The sequence below is a fragment of the Streptomyces sp. APSN-46.1 genome (genome assembly GCF_022815725.1).
GTDB lineage: Bacteria > Actinomycetota > Actinomycetes > Streptomycetales > Streptomycetaceae > Streptomyces.
This window is the reverse complement of record NZ_JALGRF010000019.1, coordinates 36,047-53,722: the sequence shown is the minus strand read 5'-3', so window position 1 is coordinate 53,722 and position 17,676 is coordinate 36,047. Positions and strand designations below refer to the sequence as shown.

The following is a 17,676-nucleotide window of genomic DNA, read 5'->3' as shown; positions in this document are numbered from 1 at the left end:
GGGGGGGGGGGCGGCGACGGCCCGGCCCCGCCCCCCCCCCCCCCCCCCCCCCCCCCACCCCCCACCCCCCCCCCCCCCCCCCCCCCCCCCCCCCCCCCCCCCCCGGCCCGGCCCGACCCCGCCCCACCCTTCCACCGTTCCCCGGGGCTCCGCCCCGGACCCCCACGCCTCAAACGCCGGCGCGGCTGAAGTGTGCCCGCCCACCCGAACGGAGTTCACCCCATGACCCCGGCCCCCGAGGACGACGTCCTCCACCGCGTCGAGAGCGCCGTCTCGTGGATCACCCTCAACCGCCCCGAGGCCATGAACGCCGTCACCTGGGAGCAGCGCGAGCGCGTCATCGCGCTGCTCGCGGACGCGTCCGCCGATCCCGCCGTACGGGCCGTCGTACTCACCGCCACCGGCAAGGGCTTCTGCGCGGGCGCCGACCTCCGCGGGTCCCCCACCACCGGCACCGGCACCGGCGAACGCGTCGCCGGCGACGTCGCACGCGTAATCCGCCTCGGCGCACAACGCCTGATCACCGCCGTACTCGACTGCGAGAAGCCGGTCATCGCCGCCGTCAACGGCACGGCGGCCGGCATCGGCGCCCACCTGGCCCTCGCCTGCGACCTCGTCATCGCCGCCGAACCGGCCCGTTTCATCGAGGTGTTCGTGCGCCGCGGCCTGGTCCCGGACGGCGGGGGCGCGTACCTCCTGCCCCGCCTGGTCGGCCCGCAGAAGGCCAAGGAGCTGATGTTCTTCGGCGACGCCGTCCCGGCGGCGGAGGCCGAGCGCCTCGGGCTGGTCAACAAGGTGGTCCCGGCCGACGCCCTGGAGGCGACCGCCCGCGCATGGGCGGAACGCCTCGCGCAGGGTCCGACGCGCGCCCTGTGGCTGACGAAGCAGCTGGTCAACGCCTCCCTCGACAGTGACCGGGCGGCCGCACTGGCCGCCGAGGCCACCGCCCAGGAGATCAACATGACCACCGCCGACGCGAACGAGGGCGTGGCGAGCTTCGTGGAACGCCGCACGCCCAAGTACCGCGGAGCCTGAGCCGCCCGGCGGCTGCCCGGACTACCCCTGCCGCGGGTTCGGCTTCAGCAGCGCGAACACCGCCCCCGCCGGGTCCGCGAGCCAGGCGATCCGCCCGACGTCCGGCACGTCCGCCGCCGGCATCAGCACGGACCCGCCGTTCGCGTCGGCCGCCTCGACCGTGGCGTCCACGTCCGGCACGTTGAAGTACGGCACCCAGCGCGCCGACCCGGCGCCGCTCACCTCGTCGCCGAGCGGGGCGACCCCGCCGAAGGAGTTCTGCTGCTGGTCGCCGTCGGCGGTGCTCAGCACGCGGTACGTCATCCCGGGCGCCCGCATCTCCTCGTGACGCCAGCCGAAGAGCCCCTCGTAGAAGCCGATGGCCGCGCCGGGGTCCGGTACGTGGAGTTCCACCCACACCAGCGTGTTGTCGGCGGAGGTGAGCTGGAGCCCGCCCGTCTTGGCCGGCTGCCAGAGGGCGAACTCGGCGCCCTGCGGGTCGGTGGCCTGCGCCAGCCAGCCCTCGCCCATGACGTCCATGGGCTCCGTCCGGATCCTGCCGCCGCCCGCCTTGACGGCCTTGGCGGTGGCCTGGATGTCCTCGGCGTTGAAGTAGACCGTCCAGGCGGAGGTGGCCCCTTCATCGGTCAGCGGCCCGAGTGCGGCGACGGTCCTGCCGCCCAGCTGGAAGAACCCGTACCCGCCGGCCTCGGGCCCGGCGGAGACGAACCGCCAGCCGAAGAGCTCCCCGTAGAAGGCGGCGGCGGCCTCGATGTCGGGGCTTCCGAGGTCGAGCCAGTTGGGCGATCCTTGGCGGAAGTCGGTGCCGAGCATGGGGTCCTCCAGGGTGACGGGTGGATCGGGCCGCAGGCCACGATGCCGACCTCCCGCGGGGCGCCCCGCCGTACGGGCCCTGCCACCCCCGCCGTTTCACCCGTCCGGCCCAAGCCCGGGAGACCTTGGACGTTCCCACCCCTTCCCATCTGACGCACCGTCAGCTTCAATCGACGGTGTGATGGGACATGCGGGGATGGCGGCCACCGTCGTCCGGTACCTCAGGTCAGTCGGCTCCCCCACCTCCGCCGCGGCGGGGCCGGAGCCAATCGAACCCCACCCGCGGCCCGAGCTGAGGGCCGTCGGCGAGGATGAACGCGCGCCCGTCGGTCCCGCCGAATTCCGCGCCGTGCTCGGGAACTTCGCCAGCGGCGTCACGGTCATCACCGCCCCGCCCGGGGAGGGGGAAGACGGCCCGGCCGGGTTCGCCTGCCAGTCCTTCGCCTCGCTGTCCCTCGACCCGCCACTGGTGACGTTCATGGTGGCCCGTACGTCGACCACCTGGCCCCGGATCGCCCGCGCCGGAGTGTTCTGCGTCAACATACTCGGCGCCGAACAGGGCGAGCTGTGCCGGTCGTTCGCCGTCAGCGGCGCCGACAAGTTCGCCGGGGTCACCCACACCCCCGCCCCGGTGACCGGGTCACCGCAGCTCGACGCGGTGCCCGCCTGGATCGACTGCCGCATCCACGCCGTGCACACCGGCGGGGACCACCTCATCGTCGTGGGCCGCGTCGAGGCCCTGGGCGCGGCCGGCGAGGGCGGCCCGCTCCTCTTCCACAAGGGGAAGTTCGGCCGCTTCAGCGACTGAGGCCGTACCGACGCCCCAGCAGCCGCGACTGCTCGGCCTTCAGCCGGGCGAACCGGTCCCGCGTGTACTCCCGCAGTTCCCGCCCCGGGAACGGGATGAGCGACAGGTGCTCCTCGTAGTCGCCCGCCGCCCACCGCGCCGCCGTGATCTCGTAGCCGGAGACGTGCGCGCAGAGCTGGAGCAGGACCTGTGGCATCTCCTCCTCGATGAGGAGATCCGCCTTGCCGACCACCACGTCCCGCATGGCCCGGATGGTCGGGATGAAGACGGTGGTGGCCCACGTGCGCCACTGGGCGAGCTCTTCCTCGCTGGGCGGGATCTCGTGCTGGAACGGGTCCCGGCCGTCGGGCCGCGCGTACGTCGCCGAGAACGTGTCATACGTACGGCTGTTGGACTCCATCAACGCGAACAACGGCCCGTAGAAGTCGCTCAGCTGCTGGTTGACCCGTGCCAGTCGGGCCTGGCGCTGCGCGAGGCGCAGTCCGTTGAGGTACGTCGTCAGGTAGCCCAGGAAGGCCAGCACGACCGTCACGATCACTGTGGCCATGAGGGGTGATCTTAGGTCACGCCCGCCGAACCTGTCCGACTGTCTGACTGGCGGAATGGCGCAGTTCGGGAGGCGCCCGGCCGCCTCCCGCGCGGCCGGGCGCCGCCGGCGCAGGACTCAACCGGTCAGAAGGTCAGGACCCCCCGCGCCACCCGCCCGTGGTGCGCGTCGTCGGCCGCCTTCGCGAAGTCCTCGACCGGGTAGACCTCCGTCACCAGCTCGTCCAGCAGCAGCTTCCCCTGCCGGTACAGCTCCGCGTACAGCGCGATGTCGCGCTGCGGGCGCGAGGACCCGTACCGGCAGCCCATGATCGTCTTGTCCAGGTACATGGACGAGACCGTGAACGACGCTTCCTCCTTGAACCCCGGCACGCCCAGCAGGACCGCCTGCCCGTGCCGGTCCAGGAGGTCGATGGCCTGGCGGATCAGTTTCACGTTGCCCACGCACTCGAAGGCGTGGTCCGCGCCCGTCGGGAGGATCTCGCGCACCGCCGCCGAGGAGTCCGCCACCGCCGACGCGTCGATGAAGTGCGTCGCCCCGAACTGCCGGGCCACCGCCTCCTTCGCCGGGTTCGCGTCCACCGCGACGATGGTCGTCGCCCCCGCGATCCGCGCCCCCTGGAGGACGTTCAGCCCGATGCCGCCCGTGCCGATCACCACGACCGACTCCCCGCGATCGACCCGCGCCCGGTTCAGCACGGCCCCCACCCCGGTCAGGACCCCGCACCCGATCAGCGCCGCCGACGTCAGAGGGATGTCCGCCGGGATCTTCACGGCCTGCACCGCCTTGACGATCGTCCGCTCCGCGAAGGCCGAGTTGGAGGCGAACTGGAACAGCGGCTCCCCGCCCCGCGAGAACGGCTGCCCCGGCATCCCGATCGCCTTGCGGCACATGGTCGGCCGCCCCCGGTCGCAGTCCGCGCACGCCCCGCAGTTCGCGAGCGTGGACAGCGCCACATGGTCCCCCGGCGCCACGTGCGTCACGCCCGACCCGACGGCCTCCACCACCCCCGCGCCCTCGTGCCCCAGCACCACCGGGGGCGGGAACGGAATCGTCCCGTCGATCACCGAGAGGTCGCTGTGGCACAGCCCGGCCGCCGCTATCGCGACGAGCACCTCCCCCGGCCCCGGGTCCCGGATCTCCAGATCATCGACCACCTGAGCCCGCTTGCCGTCGAACACAACGCCTCTCATGCGTTCACCGCGTCTCTCTGGGCAGGCCGAGCACGCGCTCGGCGATGATGTTCCGCTGGATCTCGTCCGAGCCGCCGTAGATCGTGTCGGCGCGGGTGAACAGGAACAGGCGCTGCTCCTCGTCGAGCCCGAGTTCGTACGGGAGACCGGGCGCCCAGTCCGCCGGCCCGGCCGAGGCCGCCGCGCCGCGCACGGCCACCGCCAGTTCGCCGAGCCGCCGGTGCCACCCGCCCCACAGCAGCTTGGCGACGCTGGGAGCCCCGTCGTCGTCGCCCACCGAGCCCAGCGTCCGCAGCGCGTTCCACCGCATCGTGCGCAGCTCGGCCCACTGCCGCACGAGGCGGTCCCGCAGGACGGGGTCGTCGCGCGGGGCGGAGTCCCCCAGGCCGCCGGAGGCCCCCGCGCCGCCAGAGGCCGCGAACGCCGCCAGCACCCGCTCCAGCTCCGCCGCGAATCCGATCTGCTGGACCAGCGTCGATACGCCCCGCTCCAGGGCGAGCAGCCCCATGGCCACGGACCAGCCCTCGCCCTCGCCGCCGACGACCTCCGCCGCCACCGCCCCGTCGAAGAAGACCTCGTTGAACTCCGAGGTCCCGGACATCTGCCGGATCGGCCGGACGTCCACCCGCCCCGGCTGGTCCATCGCCACCAGCAGGAACGACAGCCCCCGGTGCCGCTTGGACCCGGCCTCCGTACGCGCCAGTACGAAGCACCAGTCGGCGTCCCGGGCGAGCGAGGTCCAGATCTTCTGCCCGGTGACCCGGAAGAGCCCGGCCGCCCCTCGACGGGACTCCCGTACCGCCACCGTACGGACCCCCGCCAGGTCGGAGCCGGCGCCCGGCTCCGAGTACCCCTGGCACCACAGTTCCTCGCCCCGCGCGATCCCGGGCAGGAAGCGGTCCCGCTGCTCCTGGCTCCCGTAGGCGATCAGCGTCGGCGCGAGGAGGTTCTCGCCGATGTGGCCGACCCGGCCGGGGGCGCGCAGCGCCGCGTACTCCTCGGCCCACACCACCTGACCGGTGAGGGAGAGCCGCTGCTGTCCGTACGCCCCGGCGGGCACCTCCCAGCCCTGTCCGATCCAGCCGCCGCGCCCGAGCTCGCGCTCCCACGCGCGCCGCGCGGCGACCCCCTCGTGCTCGCTGCCGGGCCCGCCGAGGCCGGTCGCCCGCGCGTACGGGCCCACGAGGTGCTCCGTCAGCCACGCGCGGGCACGGGCGCGCAGCTCCTCGTCCTCGGCCCCGAAGCTGAAGTCCATCCGGTTTCGCCCCCCTTACGCGTTGGGGCGGTCCTTGGCGGCCGCCGCCTTGGCCATGGCCTCCAGCTGGACCAGCATCGGCATCGGGTCCGTGCCCACCGTTCCGGGCAGGAAGTCGGCGATCTTCTCCGGGGTCCAGGAGCCCTCCGCGTACCCGGCGCGCAGCTCGCGCGGCTGCGCCCAGACGGCGATCTTCGGGCCGGCGATGGTGTACACCTGCCCGGTGATGCCCTCGGCCCGGGCGCGCTCGCTGAGCAGGTAGGTGACGAGCGCCGCGACGTCCTCGGGCTCGCCGATCTCCTTGAGCTCCATGGGCACGTTGGCCGACATGCGGGTACGGGCGACGGGGGCGACGGCGTTGGCCGTGACCCCGTACTTGTGCAGGCCGAGCGCGGCCGAGCGGACGAGGGAGATGATCCCGCCCTTGGCGGCGCTGTAGTTGGCCTGCGCGACCGAGCCCTGGTGGTTGCCGCTGGTGAAGCCGATGAGGGTGCCCGATCCCTGGCGGCGCATGACGGCGGAGGCGGCGCGGAAGACGGTGAACGTGCCCTTGAGGTGGGTGGCGACCACCGGGTCCCACTCCTCCTCGGACATGTTGAACAGCATCCGCTCGCGCAGGATGCCGGCCACGCAGACGACGCCGTCGATGCGCCCGTACCGGGCGAGGGCGGTGTCCACGATGCGCTGGCCGCCCTCCATGGTGGAGATGTCGTCGGCCACGGCGACGGCCTCGCCGCCGGCGGCGGTGATCTCCTTCACCACCGATTCGGCTATCTCGCTGGTCGGTTCCCCGCCCTCGATGCCGACGCCGTAGTCGTTGACGACGACCTTGGCCCCCTCGGCGGCGGCGGCGAGCGCCACGGCCCGGCCGATGCCCCGGCCCGCGCCGGTGACGGCGACGACCTTGCCTGTCAAGAAGTTCCCCACGTTCCCCACGTCCGGCCCCTTCCCGCATTTTCTGACGGACCGTTAGATTCTATGGGCACCTCGATACGCGAGCACAAGCCCTCGTTGCCGTTTCCACGCAAGGAGCTGTTGAGGCCCATGTCACTGCCCGCCGAGTTCCACGACATCGCCAAGCGCGTCAACAACTGGGGCCGCTGGGGCGCCGAGGACGAGATCGGCACCCTGAACCTGATCACCGACGAGGTCGTGCGCGCGGCCGCCTCCGAGATCCGCACCGGCCGCCGGATCCCGCTCGCGCTCCCGCTCAAGGAGGACGGGGTCCAGGCCGGCCTGATCCCCGGCCGGATCAACCCCCTGCACACGATGGTGCAGATCAACCAGGAGATCTTCGGCCCGGGCACGGTGGCGTGCAGCGACGACGCCGTGACGATGGGCCTCCAGGCCGCGACCCACTGGGACGCGCTGACCCACGTCTCGCACTCGGGGAAGATCTACAACGGCCGCCCGGCCGGGACCATCACGGCGCACGCGCGGGCGCGGTTCAGCGGCATCGACAAGGCCGGCCCCATCGTCTCGCGCGGCGCCCTGCTCGACGTGGCCCGCGCGAAGGGCCTGGACCGGCTCCCCGGCGGCCACGCGGTGACCCCGGAGGACCTCGCGGAAGCGGAGGAGTTCGGCGGGGTCACCGTCCGCCCCGGGGACATCGTCCTCGTCCGCACCGGCCAGATCCAGGTCTACCTGGCGGGCGACAAACACGGCTACGGCTTCCCGTCGCCCGGGCTGTCCGTCCGTACGCCCCAGTGGTTCCACGCGCGGGACGTGGCGGCCGTCGCCAACGACACCCTGACCTTCGAGATCTTCCCGCCGGAGATCGACAACCTCTGGCTGCCGGTACACGCCCTCGACCTGGTCGAGATGGGCATGCACCAGGGCCAGAACTGGGATCTCGAAAAGTTGTCCACAGCCTGTGCGGAAGAGAGCCGCTACACGTTCCTGCTCTCCGCGATGCCGGAACCCTTCGTCGGCGCGGTAGGCACCCCGGTCTCCCCGGTCGCGATCCTCTGAGACCCCTCGGAGTTTGATCGATTGCGCACAAATCCCTCGGCCTGGCGCGTTGTTGAGCTTCCCTGACAAGTCAGTGCGCTCCACCGCCGGGTACGCGTACGCCCCCGCCTGGGCGTCGCCGGGGATCGGTCGCAGCGCGTGCGCCTGGACCTCTGCGAGGCTGCATCTGAAGCTTTCATGACAGGTGCGGTTCGGTTCCTCGGCGACTCGCCCCGGAGCGGTGGAATGCAAATCTCGGCGCCTTCACTCTCCCTAACATGAACAGATCCGGCGATACCGTCTCCGTGGCGTTCAAGGGGCGGCCGACTGGCGCCCCACGTCGTACGCGACTGGGCATCGCCGTGGGCGCCGCAGTGCGGGAGAGGAGCGGTTCCGTGGATGATCGCCGCAGCTGGGAGCAATCGGGGGCGGGGAGCGGGCTGCTCGCGGCCGTGATGTTCGTGGTCGCGTTCATCATGTTCATGCTTACCGATCCCACGGGTGGCACGCCGTACCCGTCGGTCCAGAACGCGCAGACGGTAAACGACTTCTACTCCGAGAATCTGAACCATGCCAGGCTCCAGGTGTTGTTCACCACCTTGGGGATCGCGCTGTTCCTGTGGTTCCTGGGATCGTTGTGGAGGGTACTGCGGGAGGCCGAGGGCGGGCCGGCGCGGGGCGCGACGATCGCACTGGTCGGGGCGGGTGTCGGTTCGGCGTTGATGCTGGTGGCCCTCGCACTGACGTACGCGGTCCTGCTCACGACGAGCCCGGCGCAGGCCGACGCGGTCCCGGCGCTGTTCACCGCTTCAGCGGTGCTTTTCGCGCTCGGCGGCGGTGTGCTCTCGCTGTTCTTCTTCGCCGTGGGCAAGGTGATCCTGCACACCGGAGTGATGGGCCGCTGGCTGGGATGGCTCGCGCTGCTCGCCGCGGTGCTGTCGGTACTGGCGTTCATCAGCCCCTTCTGGGTGAGCGGCATCCTCAACCCCGCCACCGGGGCACTGGGCCTGTGGGCCTGGTGGGCCGCGTTCGTGGTGTGGGTGCTGCTCGCGAGCGGCGTCCTCACCCTCCAGGAATACCGCAAAACCAAGTCATCCATGGCGAGTGAGCCGGCACCGCCGCGCTCCACGACCGAGGAGGCAGGAGCATGAAGGGGTTCTGGCATCGTCTCTGGCGCGTTCTCAAGCCGGTCCTCGAAGTGGCCGTCGCCATCGCGGTCCTCGCCGTGCTCATCATCCTGCCGCTGCTGAAGGGCGCCACGCCCCAGATCAAGAACAACCTCAGCGGGTTCGCCGAGAGTCCCCTGGCGAACACAGGGCCGCTCGTGGGTGACCTGAACGCGATCCCCAAAGAGGTCGCCTGCATGAAGACCTACGCGGCCGACCCTGCCAACAACATGGCGAACTACCCGCCGGTGATCGGGGCCCCCGAGCACACCGACGCGATCCACAGCGGCGTCTACCCGTGCGCCACATGGACCGGCGACTCCAGCGGACCCAACCAGGTCCTCAGGTACAAGTCCGAGACCAACTACCCCGGCGGCATCGTCTTCGTCACCTTCGGCAGCCCCAACGACGCCTACCTGATCGCCGGGAGCAGCGGGCTGGAGGCCTACTCGCCCGGACCGTACGTGTCGAAGTTCAACCCCTCGACCGGCAGGGAGATCTGGCGTCAGCCGCTGCTGAACATCAACGTCAACGGCCAGTGGAACCCCGCCCCGAGCATGGCCGTGGGCAAGGAAGGCGTCTACGCGGCGTACGGCCCTCACGTCTACCGGCTCGACCCCGTTTCGGGGGCGATCCTCGCCCACGAGGAAGTGCCGATGCTCGACGGGCCGCAGACCGACGCCAACTTCGACGGGTTCCACATCGTGCCCGACGCGCAGGGCCACATCCTGATCAAGACCCAGAACCGCGTACCCGGATGCCGCACCTACGGCAACTTCGCGCTGGGCGCGTGCCCCGGGGCTCCCGACGCCAACCCGAAGACGACCATTGCGGTTCTCGACCCGGTCACGCTCGCGGTCGTCGACGAGATCAAGCTGAGCCAGGCCATCGTGGCCCGGACGATCGTGACGACGTACAAGGGCAAGATCTACGCCTACCTCTCCGGGACCGAGACCCTCATGCGCGTCCGCTGGGACCCGGAGACGAAGAAGCTCACCGAGGACACGTCCTGGGCACCCAAGTACCTGCTGGAGGGCCAGGGCCCGGGGGCTGCCCCCGCGGCGGTAGGCAAATGGATCATCGCCAACTCCAACGCCAACCCGTCGAAGACGGTTCCCATCTGTGCGTTCGCGGTCAGCCAGGACGACCCGAACGTCTCCGGCCGGCTGTGCCCGTGGGGCGAGAAGATGCCGGTCCGCGGCGCGAGCACGAGCAACACCCTGGCCTCCTTCTCCACCGACCCCGAGAACAGCCTGATCTTCATGCAGGACTGGCTCGTTCCGGGCATCTGGGCCGTACACATCGACCAGACAACCGGTGAGATGAAGGTCAAGTGGCAGCGCGACGACATCACCATGGGCGACTACTTCGTCACGATCGGGCCGGCCGACCAACGGGTGCTCCTCACCCAGAACGTCCTCGACAACACGCCCGCGAAGGCATTCGCCGAGGACTCCAACTACCAGGAAACCCTGATGTGGCTGGACGAGAAGACCGGTAAGACCCTCGCCCAGGGCGACGCCACCCCCGCGACGACCTCGGGAAGCCTGATCAACATCGGCTACGGCGGCCGCGTGTACATGATGGGAACCCAAGGCTCCCTCTTCATCTACCAGGTAGCCCCCTGCAGCGGCGGCGTGTACATCCCGAAGTCACTCGGCGGATCGACCTGCCCGAGCACCGCACCATCGTCGCCACCACCGTCCCCAACGCCAAGCGGCTAGCACCGGCACATCAACCTCCTGGGCCGCCACCAGTTCGACATCACCACCAGCGGGCCCGGCCGGGGCCGCGCCCGCGGGACCCGGACGCCCCCGAGGACGACGAGGAAGAGGAACCCCACGGGGCTCCGGCCGCGGCCGGGGCCCCGTGTCGCGTGCGGAGGGCAAGTGCAGCACGGATGACGGTAGGCCCCCACAAGCCCAAGAACCGCATTCCGCCCCATGACCTCGGCGCCGACCTCTTCCGTCCCGGCGGGGGCCGCGCCCCCTCAGCCGGCGAGTCTGAACCACACCAGCTTCCCGCCCTCACCTACGACCACCGACCAGTCGTCGGCGTAGGCCCCTACGAGCGCGAGCCCGCGGCCCCGCGTATCGAGCACCCCACCGCCCGGACCTTCCCGCGACAGCCGCCCGACGGGCCCGCTGTCACACACCCCAACGGTCACCTGCCCGCGCATGACGGCGACGTCGATGGCGATCAAAGCGGTTCGCGTATGCCGGTGGGCATTGGTCACCACCTCAGAGGTGCACAGCCGCGCCGCCTCCACGAGATGCTCACACCCCGCGCCCCGCAGGACCAGCGCCACCCACTCCCGCGCGATCCGAGGCGTATCGGCCCGACTGGGCGCGACCATCCGATAGCTGAGCCCTAAGTCGCTCGCGTTCATCACGTTCATCTCCCAACGCGGTCCGGATTCGCGCTGCCTGCCCTTGCGTGGCATTGGCCGCCCCCAGGTGACACCCGCCCCAAGGCGCGTGTCAGCGGCTGCACTTCGCTCGATCGGCGTGCGGCGCGGTACTGAGCACGACTGTAGCGGGATCCGTAACAACTGTTTTACGGTTTCGGATAATTGATGCGACGCAGTGGACCCCACGCGAGCCGACGCGTCACACTGGGAGCCGACAGGAGGGGACGCCGATGCCACCGAGGAAGGCTCCTACCGCGCGGCAGCGGAGGCTGGGCGCCGAGTTGCGGAAGATCCGGGAGCAGGCAGGAATCTCACTCACCGAGGCGGCGGCGCAACTCAGCACCGACCGAACCGCGATGAGCAACATCGAGAGCGGTCGGTTCGGCGTCAGCAGCGAACGCGTCCGCACCTGGGCCAGCCACTACGGGTGCCCGGACCAGGCTTACGTCGACGCACTGGCAGCCATGACCGAAGAACGCGGCCGCGGCTGGTGGGACGACTATCGCGACGACCTCTCCGCAGGGCAGCTCGACCTGTCCGAACTCGAACATCACGCCGTCGCGCTCCGCACCGTGCAGATCATGCACATGCCGGGCCTGTTGCAGACGGAGGACTACGCGCGGGCCGTCTTCGAGGAGGCCGTTCCGCCCCTGCGGCCGATAGACCTCCGCCGGCGGCTCTCACACCGGATGAAGCGCCGCGATGTCCTCGACGGTCCGGACTCCCCGGCCTGCACCTTCCTGATTCACGAGGCGGCCTTGCGCATGACGTACGGCGGCCGTGCGATCGCGTTGCAGCAACTCGACTACCTGCTGAAGCAGTCGGAACGGGACAACCTGACCGTACGGGTGATTCCCTTCCGGGTCGGAGGTTTCCCGTACGCGGGAAGCTCGACACTCTATGCGCACGGCCCGGTCCCGCAGCTCGACACGGTGCAGACGGACACCGCAACCGGCCCCGCGTTTCTTGATGCCGAGACGCGGCTCGCCAACTATCGGGCGGTCCTGGACCGGACCGAAGAGAAGTCGTACGACCCCGCACGGTCGCGTGACTTCATTCGCGAAATGGCGCAACAAGTATGAAGGCGTGGGAACAGTGGATATTCAGTGGCGCAAATCCTCGAAGTCGACGGACGCCGAAGGCAATTGCCTCGAAGTGGCCGTCGTGGGCAGCGAGGTCCTCATCCGGGAGAGCGACGACCCCGGACTGATCATCAAGACCTCGCGAGCCAAGCTCCGGGCGTTCATCGACGGAGCTGCCGCCGGCGAGTTTGACGACCTCGCCTAAGCGGTCCGCAACCCACGGCTCCCTGCCCTCTTGTGGGCGGGGAGCCGTTCTGTTGCGCGTACCACGCGTTGGCATATGCCGTCTCACTCTTTAGACGTCAAACAGTTGATACGGACCTCCGGCTGACGCTACCTTCCAAGCACGCCACCTCCGGTATCGCGCACCACGCGGCGCAGACCAGAGGCTGGCAACTCCCGCCAATCCTGCGCCAGTTGACGGGAGATCAACGCCGCCCCCTCTCGGTCGCTCGTCACGGCCCGGAGGGGGCGGCCCCGCCGCACCGGCAGGAGTGATCCGCATGCTCGCGCGACACCACACCCCGTCCGCCGCCCCGGCCCGTCCCGCCCGGGACGCCACGGCTGCGATCCGCTCCGGCTACTGGTTCGAGGCCCTCTGCTACGCCGACGCGTACGCCCAGCCCCCCGAACTCCTCGACCGCGTCATGCTGGACACCCCTGAGGAGGCCGTCCGCCTGATCCGGGTCCAGATCCGGACCACGCACCCCTTCGCCCTGTCCCCGACCGAGGTGGACCGCGCCCTCGCATGGTCCGACGGCGGCGGCCGCATCCAGGCCCTCGCGGCCCTGCACCGCGGCGAGGTCGCCGGCTTCAGCATCGTCCTGCGCAACGGGATCCGCACCGAATGGCGCGTCCGCCCCGTCGACTACCTCTCCCTGTCCATCGCGCACCCGTCGCTCTGACGTCCGCCGAGCGATGAGGCCGACGCCCTAGAGGTCGAGGGTCAGGCGGGGGGATTTTGAGCGGCCTACGCAGATCATCATCGTGGTGCCGGAGGAGCGTTCCGCGGGGGTCAGGACTGTGTCGTGGTGGTCCGGGGTGCCGGCGAGGACCTTGGTTTCGCATGTGCCGCATATGCCCTGCTCGCAGGAGGAGGGCACCGACGGGACCGCCTCGCGGACGACGTCGAGCAGGCTGCGGTCCGCCGGGACCTGAAGGACCCGGCCGGTGCGGTGCAGTTCCACCTCGAAGGCGTCCGGGGTGGGGGCGGTGGGGTCCGTGGGGGCGGTGAAGCGTTCCACGTGCAGGGTGGCGGCGGGCACGCGTCGCTCCACGGCCTCGATGAGGCCGTTCGGGCCGCAGCAGTAGACGGCGGTGGTGTCCGGCAGGCCGCTGAGCGCGTCGTCGAGGTTCAGGAGTCCGTGGGTGTCCTGGGGGGCGAAGGCGACATTGCCGCCCGCGAGGCCCGTGAGGGCTGAGAGGGCCGTGAGTTCCTCGCGGTAGGCCATGGATGCCAGGGTTCGTCCGCCGTACAGCAACTGCCACGGGGGCGAGGAGGCCGCCGCGAGTGCGCGGACCATGGGCAGGATCGGGGTGATGCCGATCCCGCCGGCGATGAAGAGGTACCCGTCGGCGGGGACGAGGGGGAAGCGGTTGACCGGGCCGCGCACGTCGAGCAGGCGTCCGACGAGGGGGGTGGTGTGGAGCTCCTCCGATCCGCCCCTCCCGTCCGGCTCGCGCAGGACGCCCAGCCGGTAGCCGCTCCGGTCCCCGGGGTCGCCGCTGAGCGAGTAGTGGCGTATCCGCCCGGACGGAAGGCGGACTTCGAGGTGGGCCCCGGGTTCCCACGGGGGGAGTTCCGTCCCCCAGGGGTCCACGAGCACGATCCCGAGGACGCCGTCGGCCTCGGGGACGGCCTCCCGGACCTTGAGTCGCAGCGAGGGAACGGCGTCGAGCATGGGAACGGGGAACCTTCCGTCGGTTTCAGATTCAGGTTTCAGGTTTCAGGAGTGGCCGGGTCGCTGGAGCTGCCCGGGTTCGGGCCATCCGAGGCACAGCAGGCCGTACACGGCGGCCGTCAGCGCGAAGGAGACGGGCAGGCTGAGATCGACGCCGCCGGTCAGCTCGGTCAGCGGCCCGACGTAGAGCGGGTTGTTGACCCACAGCGCGCCGATGACGGATCCGGCCGCGAAGGCCGCCACCGCCCGCGCGTTGACGCCGCGGGTGTACCAGTACAGCCCGCCCCCGCCGGTGGTGAAGGCCCGCAGGTCCTGGGCCCGGTAGTGGCCCCGGTGGAGGCGGTAGCCGACGGTGAGCACGGCGGCCCACGGGGCGACGACGGTCAGCAGGAGCGTCACGAAGGCACCCATGGACTCCATGGCGTCGTACGCCACGGCCCCCAGGTACAGGACGACCAGCGCCAGCAGGGCGACCGCCGCCGTCACGACGGCACGTGAAGCCCGCCAGAACATCGAGTTCGCCGACAGGCCGGCCGCGTACAGGCACACGGCGCCCTGCGGGATGGTCCCGGCGAAGCCGAAGACGACCACGACGACGGCGAACCAGCCCGGCACCGCTTCGGTGAGCCCTTGCAGCCAGGGCGCCTGCGGGCCGGAGAGCAGGGTGCTCACGTAGGCGCCCGTGCCCAGGGCGGCGACAGTGCTGACGAACATGGCCACGCCCGAGTACCGCACCAGCTTCCCCGGCGCGGTGGCGGAGGGCATGTAACGGGTGTAGTCGCCCTGGAACGTGGCGTAGGACAGGGGGACCGTCGCCGAGGCGGTCGCCGCCAGGAACCAGGTGTGGAGCGGGCTGGCCAGTGCGTACTCACCGCCCGCGTACCCGGCGTCGAACTGGGGCGAGAGCACCAGGACCGTGCCGATCAGCACGATCCCGCCGATCACCGCGGTGATCTTGTACGTGCGCACCAGTACGGTGTGCCCGCGCACCGCGACGAAGGCCACCACGCCCGCGGTGACCACCATGGCCACGGTCAGCGCGCCGGGCCCCGTCGGGGTGGAGGCCATCCGGTTGCCGGCGACCATGATGGCGGTTCCGCCGGTCCATACGGCGATGGCGAAGAATCCGAGCGCGGTGACGATCGTGATGGCGTTGCCGATGATGCGGCCGCGCACCCCGAAGTGCGCGCCGGACGCGATCGGGTCGTTGGTTCCGGTACGGGCGCCCAGGCGGGCGAGGGGAGCCAGCAGGGCGGTACCGATCGCGACTCCGACCACGATGGCGCTGATGGCGCCCCACCAGCCGAGGCCGAACATGACGGGCAGGGCGCCCATGACCACGGTGCCGAAGGAGAACTGGGCCGAAGGCCAGATCCACCCGAAGTCCGCCGGCCGGGAGGTGCGTTCCGCCTCGGGTATGGGCTCGATGCCGTCCACCGCGGGCGGGGACGGGCGGGGCGGCACCGCCGTCGGCGCCGCCCCTTCGTGGAGCGCGCTCACGTTCCGTCCCGCCCGGTCTCCGGCCCGGTCTCCGGCCCGTCCTGACCCGCCGGTACGTCGGACAGCGAGTCCAGCAAGTCCGCCGGCCAGTCGGACAGCGACTCCGGCAGCGTGTCCACGATCCGCAGCGGGTCGCACGCCGGCCCGGCGGTACGGGCGCCCGTGGCCAGGTCGAACGTGGAGTAGTGCAGCGGGCAGGTGATGGTCAGCCTGCCGCCGTCGACGCGGGCGAACTTCAGCTTGCCCTGCCGGTGCGGGCACCGGGCCGCCGCCAGGACCTTGCGGCCCGCCACCTCGACGAGCACCAGGTCCTCGCTGATCTCCCGTATCTCTCGGATCCCTCGGATCCCTCGGATCGAACCGTCGGAGCCCATCAGGAGACCTTCCGTGCCCGGGTGATGGCCGCCTCGGTGGCGTTCCCGACGATGTCACTGGCCAGCCGTACACCGGCCCAGATCTTCGCCAGATCCGGCTCCTCCAGCGACCGGATCGCGGTACGCATGTGGTTGCTGTGGTACGAGTCGATGTACAGGTGCTCGGTGTAGTAGGCGTCCCGCTGGATGCCCAGCCGCTTGGCCGCGCGGGCGAAGGACTGGAACCCGTACAGCACGCTGGTCTCGAAGTAGCCGTAGGCGCCCAGGAAGTACTGGGGTGAGCCGGCGCGGCTGGCCAGCCAGTGGAACATGTTGACGTAGGCGTAGCTCTCCGGCGACGTGCCGTCGAGGTAGCTGTCCAGCTCGGTGCTCATCTCCAGCTCGTCCAGGAGGTCGCGGTAGAGCTGGGAGTGGGACTTCTCGTCGTTGCCGCAGCCCAGTTCGTCGATGAGGACCCGGAAGACCGCCATACCCGACCGGTACGGCAGCCGGGGCACGACGGGCAGCAGGGATTCCGACTCGGTCAGCCCGTCGAGCGCGAACTCCCGCACGATCACCTTGAACTGTTCGAGGGTGGCCTCGTTCGCCAGGAACCGGTGATTGTCCGAGATATCGGCGAGCTGCGCCTCTTCCGCGGCGAGGAACTCCTTCAGCCCCTCCAGCAGCTCCGCCGTGGAGGAGAACCTCGGGGCGTCGGCCTCGTAGGCGCGGGCCATCGGCAGGATCCACTGCTCCTCGATGGCGAGCATGGTCCCGTAGCCCTCGACGTCGGGAACCTGCCGGTACAGCTCGTACAGCTCCCGCTGCGTCTTGTCCCGCTGGAGCCTTGCGGCGACGGTGGTCGGATTCATCGCAGCTCCCTGTGGACCGCGGGGGTGGCGATGATGCCGCGGGCGTGCAGCTCCTTCTTGACCCACCGGTACCAGTCGTCCTTGAACACCCCGTACTTCTCGCACGTGGCGTTGACCTCGGCCTGACGCTCCGGCGAGGGGTCGACCAGGATGGCGTTGCACAGGGCGGGTTCGAGGTTGGCCAGCGGGCCGATGAAGCCGTTGATCCCGGAGGCGGCGGAGATCAGGTTCTCCCAGCCCTCGAAGACCGGTACGCCGGTGCCCGCCTCGGCCATCTTCACGGTGAAGGACGCGTCGCCGCTGGACTCCTTGATGCCGACGATCCCGGGCATCTCGCACAGTCTCAGCAGGGTGTCGAGCTCGATCTTGTTGCCCGAGAGGGCTTCCTCGTTGTAGAGGAAGATCGGGGCGCCGGTGGCGCCGCGGATGGCCCGGTAGTGCTCGACGATGTCGTCCTGGGTGACGCCCTTGCCGAAGGGGGTGGTGACCACCACCGCGTCGGCTCCGATGTCCATCGCGCGGCGGGCGCGCTCGATGATCGTCGCCGTGTCGGGGAGCTGGATCCCGACGAGCACGGGAAGGTCGCCGGAGTGGCGGACGGTGTAGGTGACGATGTCCGTCCACTGCCGCTCGTCCAGCTTCCAGCCCTCACCGGAAGTCAGCGCCGGCATCAGCCCGTTGACCTCGGTGCGGACGTGGTCGATGAGGCGGGCCGTGCTCTGCTCGTCGACGGTGTCGTCTTCGTCGAACGGGGTGATGAGCGGGACGATCGTGCCTGAATACATGGCCGT

19 protein-coding genes are annotated in these 17,676 nt (G+C 70.7%); 8 read left to right on the top strand and 11 right to left on the bottom strand.

From position 1 onward, the window contains the following. Nucleotides 1–222: 222 nt before the first annotated feature. Nucleotides 223–1,035 (top strand): enoyl-CoA hydratase/isomerase family protein, encoded by an 813-nt coding sequence (locus MTF65_RS30020; RefSeq protein WP_243632150.1) that lies wholly within the window; start codon nucleotides 223–225, stop codon nucleotides 1,033–1,035. Between the two features lie 21 nt (nucleotides 1,036–1,056). Here the strand turns inward: MTF65_RS30020 and MTF65_RS30015 are convergent, their stop codons facing one another. After that, complete coding sequence (locus MTF65_RS30015; RefSeq protein WP_243632149.1) at nucleotides 1,057–1,848, bottom strand: VOC family protein; 792 nt, start codon at nucleotides 1,846–1,848, stop codon at nucleotides 1,057–1,059. A gap of 196 nt (nucleotides 1,849–2,044) precedes the next feature. Here MTF65_RS30015 and MTF65_RS30010 point away from each other — a divergent pair, with 196 nt between their 5' ends. After that, nucleotides 2,045–2,656, top strand: coding sequence for a flavin reductase family protein (locus MTF65_RS30010; protein ID WP_243632153.1), 612 nt, complete (start codon nucleotides 2,045–2,047; stop codon nucleotides 2,654–2,656). On the opposite strand, the gene MTF65_RS30005 is transcribed toward MTF65_RS30010, so the two are convergent. The 4 genes from MTF65_RS30005 to MTF65_RS29990 form a co-directional block, all read right to left on the bottom strand. After that, the gene (locus MTF65_RS30005) at nucleotides 2,646–3,203 is read right to left on the bottom strand and encodes a hypothetical protein (RefSeq protein WP_243632148.1); all 558 of its coding nucleotides are present in this window, start codon (nucleotides 3,201–3,203) and stop codon (nucleotides 2,646–2,648) included. The genes MTF65_RS30010 and MTF65_RS30005 overlap by 11 nt on opposite strands. A 125-nt stretch (nucleotides 3,204–3,328) precedes the next feature. Beyond that, on the bottom strand, nucleotides 3,329–4,396 hold the full coding sequence (locus MTF65_RS30000) for a Zn-dependent alcohol dehydrogenase (RefSeq protein WP_243632147.1): 1,068 nt from the start codon (nucleotides 4,394–4,396) through the stop codon (nucleotides 3,329–3,331). Between the two features lie 4 nt (nucleotides 4,397–4,400). Further along, on the bottom strand, nucleotides 4,401–5,651 hold the full coding sequence (locus tag MTF65_RS29995; RefSeq protein WP_243632146.1) for an acyl-CoA dehydrogenase family protein: 1,251 nt from the start codon (nucleotides 5,649–5,651) through the stop codon (nucleotides 4,401–4,403). A gap of 15 nt (nucleotides 5,652–5,666) precedes the next feature. Then, complete coding sequence (locus MTF65_RS29990; protein ID WP_243632152.1) at nucleotides 5,667–6,578, bottom strand: SDR family oxidoreductase; 912 nt, start codon at nucleotides 6,576–6,578, stop codon at nucleotides 5,667–5,669. Nucleotides 6,579–6,695: 117 nt separating this feature from the next. Between MTF65_RS29990 and MTF65_RS29985 the strand changes: the two genes are divergently transcribed. From MTF65_RS29985 to MTF65_RS29975, 3 genes are all read left to right on the top strand, one after another. Further along, nucleotides 6,696–7,622, top strand: coding sequence for a cyclase family protein (locus MTF65_RS29985; protein WP_243632145.1), 927 nt, complete (start codon nucleotides 6,696–6,698; stop codon nucleotides 7,620–7,622). A 374-nt stretch (nucleotides 7,623–7,996) separates the two neighbouring features. Then, nucleotides 7,997–8,752, top strand: coding sequence for a hypothetical protein (locus tag MTF65_RS29980; protein ID WP_243632144.1), 756 nt, complete (start codon nucleotides 7,997–7,999; stop codon nucleotides 8,750–8,752). Next, nucleotides 8,749–10,491 (top strand): hypothetical protein, encoded by a 1,743-nt coding sequence (locus MTF65_RS29975; protein ID WP_243632143.1) that lies wholly within the window; start codon nucleotides 8,749–8,751, stop codon nucleotides 10,489–10,491. Before MTF65_RS29980 ends, MTF65_RS29975 begins: the two co-directional genes overlap by 4 nt. Before the next feature lie 266 nt (nucleotides 10,492–10,757). Here the strand turns inward: MTF65_RS29975 and MTF65_RS29970 are convergent, their stop codons facing one another. Continuing rightward, nucleotides 10,758–11,165, bottom strand: coding sequence for an ATP-binding protein (locus MTF65_RS29970; protein ID WP_243632142.1), 408 nt, complete (start codon nucleotides 11,163–11,165; stop codon nucleotides 10,758–10,760). Nucleotides 11,166–11,407: 242 nt separating this feature from the next. Between MTF65_RS29970 and MTF65_RS29965 the strand changes: the two genes are divergently transcribed. The 3 genes from MTF65_RS29965 (at nucleotide 11,408) to MTF65_RS29955 (ending at nucleotide 13,164) form a co-directional block, all read left to right on the top strand. Next, a complete protein-coding gene (locus MTF65_RS29965) occupies nucleotides 11,408–12,259 on the top strand; it encodes a Scr1 family TA system antitoxin-like transcriptional regulator (RefSeq protein ID WP_243632141.1) in 852 nt (283 codons plus the stop codon). Between the two features lie 13 nt (nucleotides 12,260–12,272). Beyond that, nucleotides 12,273–12,464: a DUF397 domain-containing protein gene (locus tag MTF65_RS29960; RefSeq protein ID WP_243632140.1), complete on the top strand. Its 192-nt coding sequence runs from the start codon at nucleotides 12,273–12,275 to the stop codon at nucleotides 12,462–12,464. A gap of 298 nt (nucleotides 12,465–12,762) precedes the next feature. Then, nucleotides 12,763–13,164, top strand: a complete 402-nt coding sequence (locus MTF65_RS29955) for a hypothetical protein (RefSeq protein ID WP_243632139.1) — start codon at nucleotides 12,763–12,765, stop codon at nucleotides 13,162–13,164. Between the two features lie 27 nt (nucleotides 13,165–13,191). Here MTF65_RS29955 and MTF65_RS29950 read toward each other — a convergent pair whose 3' ends face one another. From MTF65_RS29950 to MTF65_RS29930, 5 genes are read right to left on the bottom strand one after another with little or no spacing between them, the layout of a single operon-like run. Then, nucleotides 13,192–14,160, bottom strand: coding sequence for a PDR/VanB family oxidoreductase (locus MTF65_RS29950; protein WP_243632138.1), 969 nt, complete (start codon nucleotides 14,158–14,160; stop codon nucleotides 13,192–13,194). A 45-nt stretch (nucleotides 14,161–14,205) separates the two neighbouring features. Beyond that, nucleotides 14,206–15,660: a cytosine permease gene (locus MTF65_RS29945; protein WP_243632137.1), complete on the bottom strand. Its 1,455-nt coding sequence runs from the start codon at nucleotides 15,658–15,660 to the stop codon at nucleotides 14,206–14,208. Continuing rightward, nucleotides 15,657–16,034 carry a Rieske (2Fe-2S) protein gene (locus MTF65_RS29940; protein ID WP_243632136.1) on the bottom strand — a complete coding sequence of 126 codons (378 nt, stop codon included), beginning with the start codon at nucleotides 16,032–16,034 and terminating at the stop codon, nucleotides 15,657–15,659. Before MTF65_RS29940 ends, MTF65_RS29945 begins: the two co-directional genes overlap by 4 nt. Continuing rightward, nucleotides 16,034–16,885: an iron-containing redox enzyme family protein gene (locus MTF65_RS29935; RefSeq protein WP_243632135.1), complete on the bottom strand. Its 852-nt coding sequence runs from the start codon at nucleotides 16,883–16,885 to the stop codon at nucleotides 16,034–16,036. Before MTF65_RS29935 ends, MTF65_RS29940 begins: the two co-directional genes overlap by 1 nt. Further along, the gene (locus MTF65_RS29930) at nucleotides 16,882–17,670 is read right to left on the bottom strand and encodes a dihydrodipicolinate synthase family protein (protein WP_243632134.1); all 789 of its coding nucleotides are present in this window, start codon (nucleotides 17,668–17,670) and stop codon (nucleotides 16,882–16,884) included. The genes MTF65_RS29935 and MTF65_RS29930 overlap by 4 nt, the downstream gene beginning before the upstream one ends. Nucleotides 17,671–17,676: the final 6 nt, after the last annotated feature.

What these genes read in the sequence shown, in the direction of transcription:
- MTF65_RS30020 (WP_243632150.1), top strand. Translation starts at nt 223, where the DNA reads ATGACCCCGGCCCCCGAGGACGACGTCCTCCACCGCGTCGAGAGCGCC.
- MTF65_RS30015 (WP_243632149.1), bottom strand. Translation starts at nt 1,848, where the DNA reads ATGCTCGGCACCGACTTCCGCCAAGGATCGCCCAACTGGCTCGACCTC.
- MTF65_RS30010 (WP_243632153.1), top strand. Translation starts at nt 2,045, where the DNA reads ATGGCGGCCACCGTCGTCCGGTACCTCAGGTCAGTCGGCTCCCCCACC.
- MTF65_RS30005 (WP_243632148.1), bottom strand. Translation starts at nt 3,203, where the DNA reads ATGGCCACAGTGATCGTGACGGTCGTGCTGGCCTTCCTGGGCTACCTG.
- MTF65_RS30000 (WP_243632147.1), bottom strand. Translation starts at nt 4,396, where the DNA reads ATGAGAGGCGTTGTGTTCGACGGCAAGCGGGCTCAGGTGGTCGATGAT.
- MTF65_RS29995 (WP_243632146.1), bottom strand. Translation starts at nt 5,651, where the DNA reads ATGGACTTCAGCTTCGGGGCCGAGGACGAGGAGCTGCGCGCCCGTGCC.
- MTF65_RS29985 (WP_243632145.1), top strand. Translation starts at nt 6,696, where the DNA reads ATGTCACTGCCCGCCGAGTTCCACGACATCGCCAAGCGCGTCAACAAC.
- MTF65_RS29975 (WP_243632143.1), top strand. Translation starts at nt 8,749, where the DNA reads ATGAAGGGGTTCTGGCATCGTCTCTGGCGCGTTCTCAAGCCGGTCCTC.
- MTF65_RS29970 (WP_243632142.1), bottom strand. Translation starts at nt 11,165, where the DNA reads ATGAACGTGATGAACGCGAGCGACTTAGGGCTCAGCTATCGGATGGTC.
- MTF65_RS29965 (WP_243632141.1), top strand. Translation starts at nt 11,408, where the DNA reads ATGCCACCGAGGAAGGCTCCTACCGCGCGGCAGCGGAGGCTGGGCGCC.
- MTF65_RS29955 (WP_243632139.1), top strand. Translation starts at nt 12,763, where the DNA reads ATGCTCGCGCGACACCACACCCCGTCCGCCGCCCCGGCCCGTCCCGCC.
- MTF65_RS29950 (WP_243632138.1), bottom strand. Translation starts at nt 14,160, where the DNA reads ATGCTCGACGCCGTTCCCTCGCTGCGACTCAAGGTCCGGGAGGCCGTC.
- MTF65_RS29940 (WP_243632136.1), bottom strand. Translation starts at nt 16,034, where the DNA reads ATGGGCTCCGACGGTTCGATCCGAGGGATCCGAGGGATCCGAGAGATA.
- MTF65_RS29935 (WP_243632135.1), bottom strand. Translation starts at nt 16,885, where the DNA reads ATGAATCCGACCACCGTCGCCGCAAGGCTCCAGCGGGACAAGACGCAG.
- MTF65_RS29930 (WP_243632134.1), bottom strand. Translation starts at nt 17,670, where the DNA reads ATGTATTCAGGCACGATCGTCCCGCTCATCACCCCGTTCGACGAAGAC.